At 49.0% G+C, this 4,800-nt stretch carries 4 protein-coding genes and 1 pseudogene; all 5 read right to left on the reverse strand.

From position 1 onward, the window contains the following. A pseudogene (locus AAIG39_RS25405) lies at nucleotides 1-432 on the reverse strand (hypothetical protein); the annotation flags it as partial. Between the two features lie 228 nt (nucleotides 433-660). Then, on the reverse strand, nucleotides 661-891 hold the full coding sequence (locus AAIG39_RS25410; protein ID WP_182952553.1) for a hypothetical protein: 231 nt from the start codon (nucleotides 889-891) through the stop codon (nucleotides 661-663). 16 nt (nucleotides 892-907) lie between these two features. Further along, complete coding sequence (gene mbeA, locus AAIG39_RS25780) at nucleotides 908-2,398, reverse strand: plasmid mobilization relaxase MbeA (protein ID WP_425503351.1); 1,491 nt, start codon at nucleotides 2,396-2,398, stop codon at nucleotides 908-910. Then, nucleotides 2,388-2,711 (reverse strand): MobC family plasmid mobilization relaxosome protein, encoded by a 324-nt coding sequence (locus AAIG39_RS25430; RefSeq protein ID WP_182952555.1) that lies wholly within the window; start codon nucleotides 2,709-2,711, stop codon nucleotides 2,388-2,390. The genes mbeA and AAIG39_RS25430 overlap by 11 nt, the downstream gene beginning before the upstream one ends. Nucleotides 2,712-3,678: 967 nt before the next feature. Beyond that, a partial coding sequence (locus AAIG39_RS25435; RefSeq protein ID WP_343195038.1) for a phosphoethanolamine transferase occupies nucleotides 3,679-4,800 on the reverse strand: 1,122 nt, incomplete at its 5' end.

Genomic DNA, 4,800 nt, shown 5'->3' on the forward strand with positions numbered 1-4,800 from the left:
AAAAAAAAACACTTTAACTCTACTAGAGGATATTTTTTTTGAAAATGGCATTTTCAGTAAGAAAAAACCAATTAACACTATTAAAAAAGAAGTTAAATATACATAAAACGGCGTACCAATCAAAAACTCTTTGCTTTCACTGCTATCAGTGTACAAAAAAGAACCTACAACATTAATATCAGGGTAACCGTAGATAATACCTACAGGGGAATATATAAACCCTATCAATGATAATATTAAAATTATCGAAATGTAAAAGAATTTACTAAAACAAAATAACAGTTTCAATCCAAAAAAAACAGATAATACATATATTACCTTAACTCCATACCCAAGAGAAAAGTGAACAAGTGAAATCCAAGAAATTAAAATAACATCCCACTTGTAAAAACCAAACCCACGTTTTATGCAATCAATGATTTTAAATTTCAAAATAATATCCAATTTTTATTGTTTAACATAATCCCACTTACGCGCACCGCCAAAACGCGTTCAGGGCGTTTCTGACGGCAGAACGGTAAAACAGGCAACAAACCACCCGGAAAACCGCCAGAAACGCACCTGATAGATTTTACCGTCATGCATGACTATGCAGCCAGATGCATGACCGGCTGTCTGACACAAAAAAACACGTAAACGCCATATTTTCATAACTTAACATCAGAGAGTATTAAGCTGCTCCCTGGCATAACCTTCGGCCTTTCCCCTGGCTTCCGTCTCTGTTTTTCCCCACGCCATTCCCCAGCCATGACAACCTTCCGGCAACGGGATTTCATTACCCTGTGAATCATAAATATGTGTCACTTTGGCTTCATAGCATTCTCCGCCAGGCAGAGGCCTGATCTCGCTGACTGACGTACGCATGAGTGTATTTTCAACACCAGTATTCATTCCAGCCCTCCGGTCTTTACCCCAGTGTCCGGCCGTTATATGACCGGCTCCGCTGCAATGTCAGTTCTTTCTGATGTTGTCGCTCATGCTCAATGGCGTTCAGCTCCCGGACAACCGGCGCAGCTGCCCGCTCAAACTCTGTACCTGCTCGCTCAAGTCTGACACGCGCTCGCTCAGCGCCGCGTTCTCCCGTTGCATAAGACCAGACATCGTCCGCCATTCCGCGAAGGCGTTCTCCCACTCGTCCAGCCTTTTCGAGTAGTCCTGCTGTAGCTGCTCTAATGCGCTCAGCAACTGTTTTTCCAGCTCTGTCATGCTGCTCTACTCCTGCACCAGTCTGATGCCGTTCTTCCTGCCGTTGTCGAACGTCCAGTTCGTGTCCGCTTTCACGCCTTCCGGCAGCACCAGAAAACGCCCCTGGTTGTCTTCCTGATACCTCACGCCCCACGTCCGGGCGTTCAGCTTCTCCAGCGCGTCCTTCTGCTCCCGGATGCTCGTGTAATTGTCGAGTATCTGCTGCCCCTGCCACCACAGAATGCCCGCGCCCGACGCTATCAGCAGCGCGGAGACCAGGACGATGGTCAGCCACGTCTGGCTGACCATGCGCAGCATCCCTTTCGTGCGCTGGCTCATGGCTGAGGACAGCTTCCGGTCGTGGTCGAGGATGGCGGCGCTGATTCTCTTCTCGCTTTCGCTCAGTTCCGCTCTGACAGACTTCTCGTGCTCGCTGAATGCGGCTTTCAGCATCTCGCCGGTACTCTGCTGCTGCGCTTTCGATTTCTGCTCTAAGTCCTTCGCCAGCGTTAAAAGACTGTTCATAGATGGCTCCCTTCAGTCGGATGTTTCGCCCCCCGTCCGGGTCGGCAATGCTGATGCTGCTTTTTGTGGTGCGCACCACCTCAAAACCTGCGCTTTCCAGCGCCTCCGTGACGTCCTGACGGGTTTTCAGCTCCCCGGAGGAGGCCAAGGCCAGTAACCCCCGTGTAATCGTCTGAGCGGCTTCCTGCTTCGCTTCCGGCAGCGCGGACGGCGTGACCAGCGCCCGTCGGTTTTCCGGCGCGTTCGGATCGTGCAGCCCCAGCCTGCCGTTCACGATGGTCTGCCAGGCATCAATGCGCGGACGGTCGGCGCGGTCGTAATACGGCTGCAGCCGTTTGCCGGTCAGCAGCTCCGTGTTCGGGATCAGGAAGTTCAGCTCCAGTCGCCCCTTGTCCCGGTGCTCAACCCACAGCACGCTGTACTGATCTTTATCGAGTCCGGGCATCAGAACCCGCTCAAAGCTCGCCATCAGCTTTTCGCGCTGGCCGGGCGGTAAGTCCTGTTCGGCAAAGGACAGCACACCGGATGTGTACTTTTTGGCGTAGGGCGAGGCGTCGATAAGCTCCCGGACTTCCTCCGGTTTACCCTGCAGAACGCTGGCGCCGTCGCGCTGCCGGTCTTTACCCAGCAGATAATCCACCGGACCGGCACCACCGCCGCGCCCTCGCGGGTGAAATTTAACGATCATCGTCTGCCCCCTTTTCCAGCACTGCCTGGCGAAGCCGTTCGAGTCCGGCATCGATGGCCATCAGGGCGGCAACGACCTGCACGCGGTCGTTGCCGCTGCCGCCACCGCCGTTAACCTGCCGGGCAATCTGGTTAAGATTGTTACCCATGCCGGCAAGCTGACGAAGCAGCGCCGGCGAGAGCGACGGAAGTTTGCCGGTGCGGACGGGCTTCTCGTCCAGGCACGTCTGGCGCATCCAGGCTGCGAGCTGTTTACCGTCGCAGCGTTCCAGCAGACGCCGGTGCTCATCCTCAGTCACCCACATCGTGAGCATTTTGCTGCGTTTGTCTGCCAATCCTGCCTCCTGATAACGCCGGGACGGGCGGGAAAGAATTTCCCGGACGGCGCGGTGTTGGACAAGCCGCAGGCGCGTCAGTGCTTTTAGCGGGTTTCGGGGCGCAGCCCTGAACCAGTCACGTAGCGCTAGCGGAGTGTATACTGGCTTAATATGTTAGCCCGCAGGAAGGAATCACGAAAGTGCTTCATATGGCAAGGGAAAATGTAGCTGCATGGCGTAAGTGCAAAATACTGGTAGCGATGAAATGACGCCTCCTCGCTCACTCGGTCGCTACGCTCCGGCCGTGAGACTGTGGCGGGCGTTACCAGCTCACGAATGACAAGAGAAAGAGTGGCGCTAAAATCAGGAGAAAAAAAGGATGCGGAGTTGCCGTTTTTCCATAGGCTCCGCCCCCCTGACAAGCATCACGAAATCTGACGCTCAAATCAGTGGCGGCGAAACCCGACAGGACTATAAAGATCCCAGGCGTTTCCACCTGGTAGCTCCCTCGTGCGCTCTCCTGTTCCTGCCTTTCGGTTTACCGGTGTCATTCCGCTGTTATGGCCGCGGTTTCTCATTCCACGCCTGACACTCAGTTCCGGGTAGGCAGTTCGCTCCAAGCTGGACTGTATGCACGAACCCCCCGTTCAGTCCGACTACCACGCTCTTTTCGGTAACTATCAACTTGAGTCCAACCCGAAAAGGCACGACAAATCGCCATTGGCAGTAGCCATTAGTAACTGGAGGTATACGAGAGAGATATTCAGAGGTCTTGAAGTATGGGCCTGACTACGGCTACACTGAAAGAACAGTTTTGGTATCTGCGGTCTCGTATACCCAGCTACCTCGGTTCAGAAGAGTTACAGCTCAACTGATCCCTCGAAAAGCCACCTTACCGGGTGGCTTTTTCGTTTACAGGTCAGGAGATTACGGCCAGAACGAAAGGATCTCAAGAAGATCCTGTCTATGGAACCGAAGGCAAGTCATTAAATTTAATGTAATTCCCATTAAAATCAATAACATAATCTTCATTACTGCAGTTTTCATTAGAAAGCATATTACAAGCACTTGGTATGTTACGATCGCTAATTTTCAACCATTGAGAAAATGTCGTCATAAAATCAAGTGCACTACGTGGCTGATGTACAACTTCTTTTATTTCTGAGTTACTATTAATAATAAAGAATGGCACTTCATAATTCTCTTTAGTCTTGTCACCATGTGTCAAGTAAGCACCTTGTGTATCTTTATTAACGTATGACAATCCATGATCAGAAAAATACATAACAGACCAACTTTCACCAGTCTGATTTGCAAGAGAAATAACTTTAGATAAAAATTGATCTGTCATCTCTATGGACTTTATATAACATGATACTTCCTTCGCGCCCACATCAATATCATAGGTATTATTAGTTCTAATGCAGGCTTTTGGATGTGATCCCATCAAATGAAGAACAATCAATTTATTTTCATTTTTATTTTTATTTAAAGCTACATCAAGTAAGGGTAACAAATTTTCATCTGGCGAGATAAGCCTATCATCTGAGCTTCCAGATTTAATAAACTCACTATAATCTGCACTATGCCCAATCAATGAAATTGGTGAATCGAAGTGTCCCTTACTGCCTTGATTGGATAACCACCACGTTTCAAAACCAGCTTTTGATGCTAGAGTGACAACATTATTATTCAGTTCTAAAACACTACCCTTACGTAAGGATAAGGTATTAGTTAATGAGATCATTGTTGAAGGACCGGCAGATATGTAATTATCAAAAATCATTGCTGGGGCACTATCAAGCCAAGGAGTGTTACTGTACTTACCGCCGAATGAATGGACATAATCACGGCGAGCACTTTCACCTATAACCAAAATGTAATTTTTATACTCCCCTCTTGATTTATTCGGACTCCAAATACTCTTTGATTTAATTATTAATGAATATGAAACCCTATCACCCTCCACCTTCTTATAGGCGGAATAAAGATCTTTTACAAACCTAATTTCCGGCAGTGCAATATCACCATTTAAAATTCCACCTTGCCTGATAGCTGACCATGTTGAGGAAATGACAAAGAAAAC

This window comes from Phytobacter palmae (assembly GCF_039409775.1).
In the GTDB taxonomy this organism is placed as follows: Bacteria; Pseudomonadota; Gammaproteobacteria; order Enterobacterales; family Enterobacteriaceae; genus Phytobacter; species Phytobacter palmae.

Coding starts and splice junctions, on each gene's coding strand:
- mbeA (WP_425503351.1), bottom strand. CDS start 2,398: ATGATCGTTAAATTTCACCCGCGAGGGCGCGGCGGTGGTGCCGGTCCG.
- AAIG39_RS25410 (WP_182952553.1), bottom strand. CDS start 891: ATGAATACTGGTGTTGAAAATACACTCATGCGTACGTCAGTCAGCGAG.
- AAIG39_RS25430 (WP_182952555.1), bottom strand. CDS start 2,711: ATGCTCACGATGTGGGTGACTGAGGATGAGCACCGGCGTCTGCTGGAA.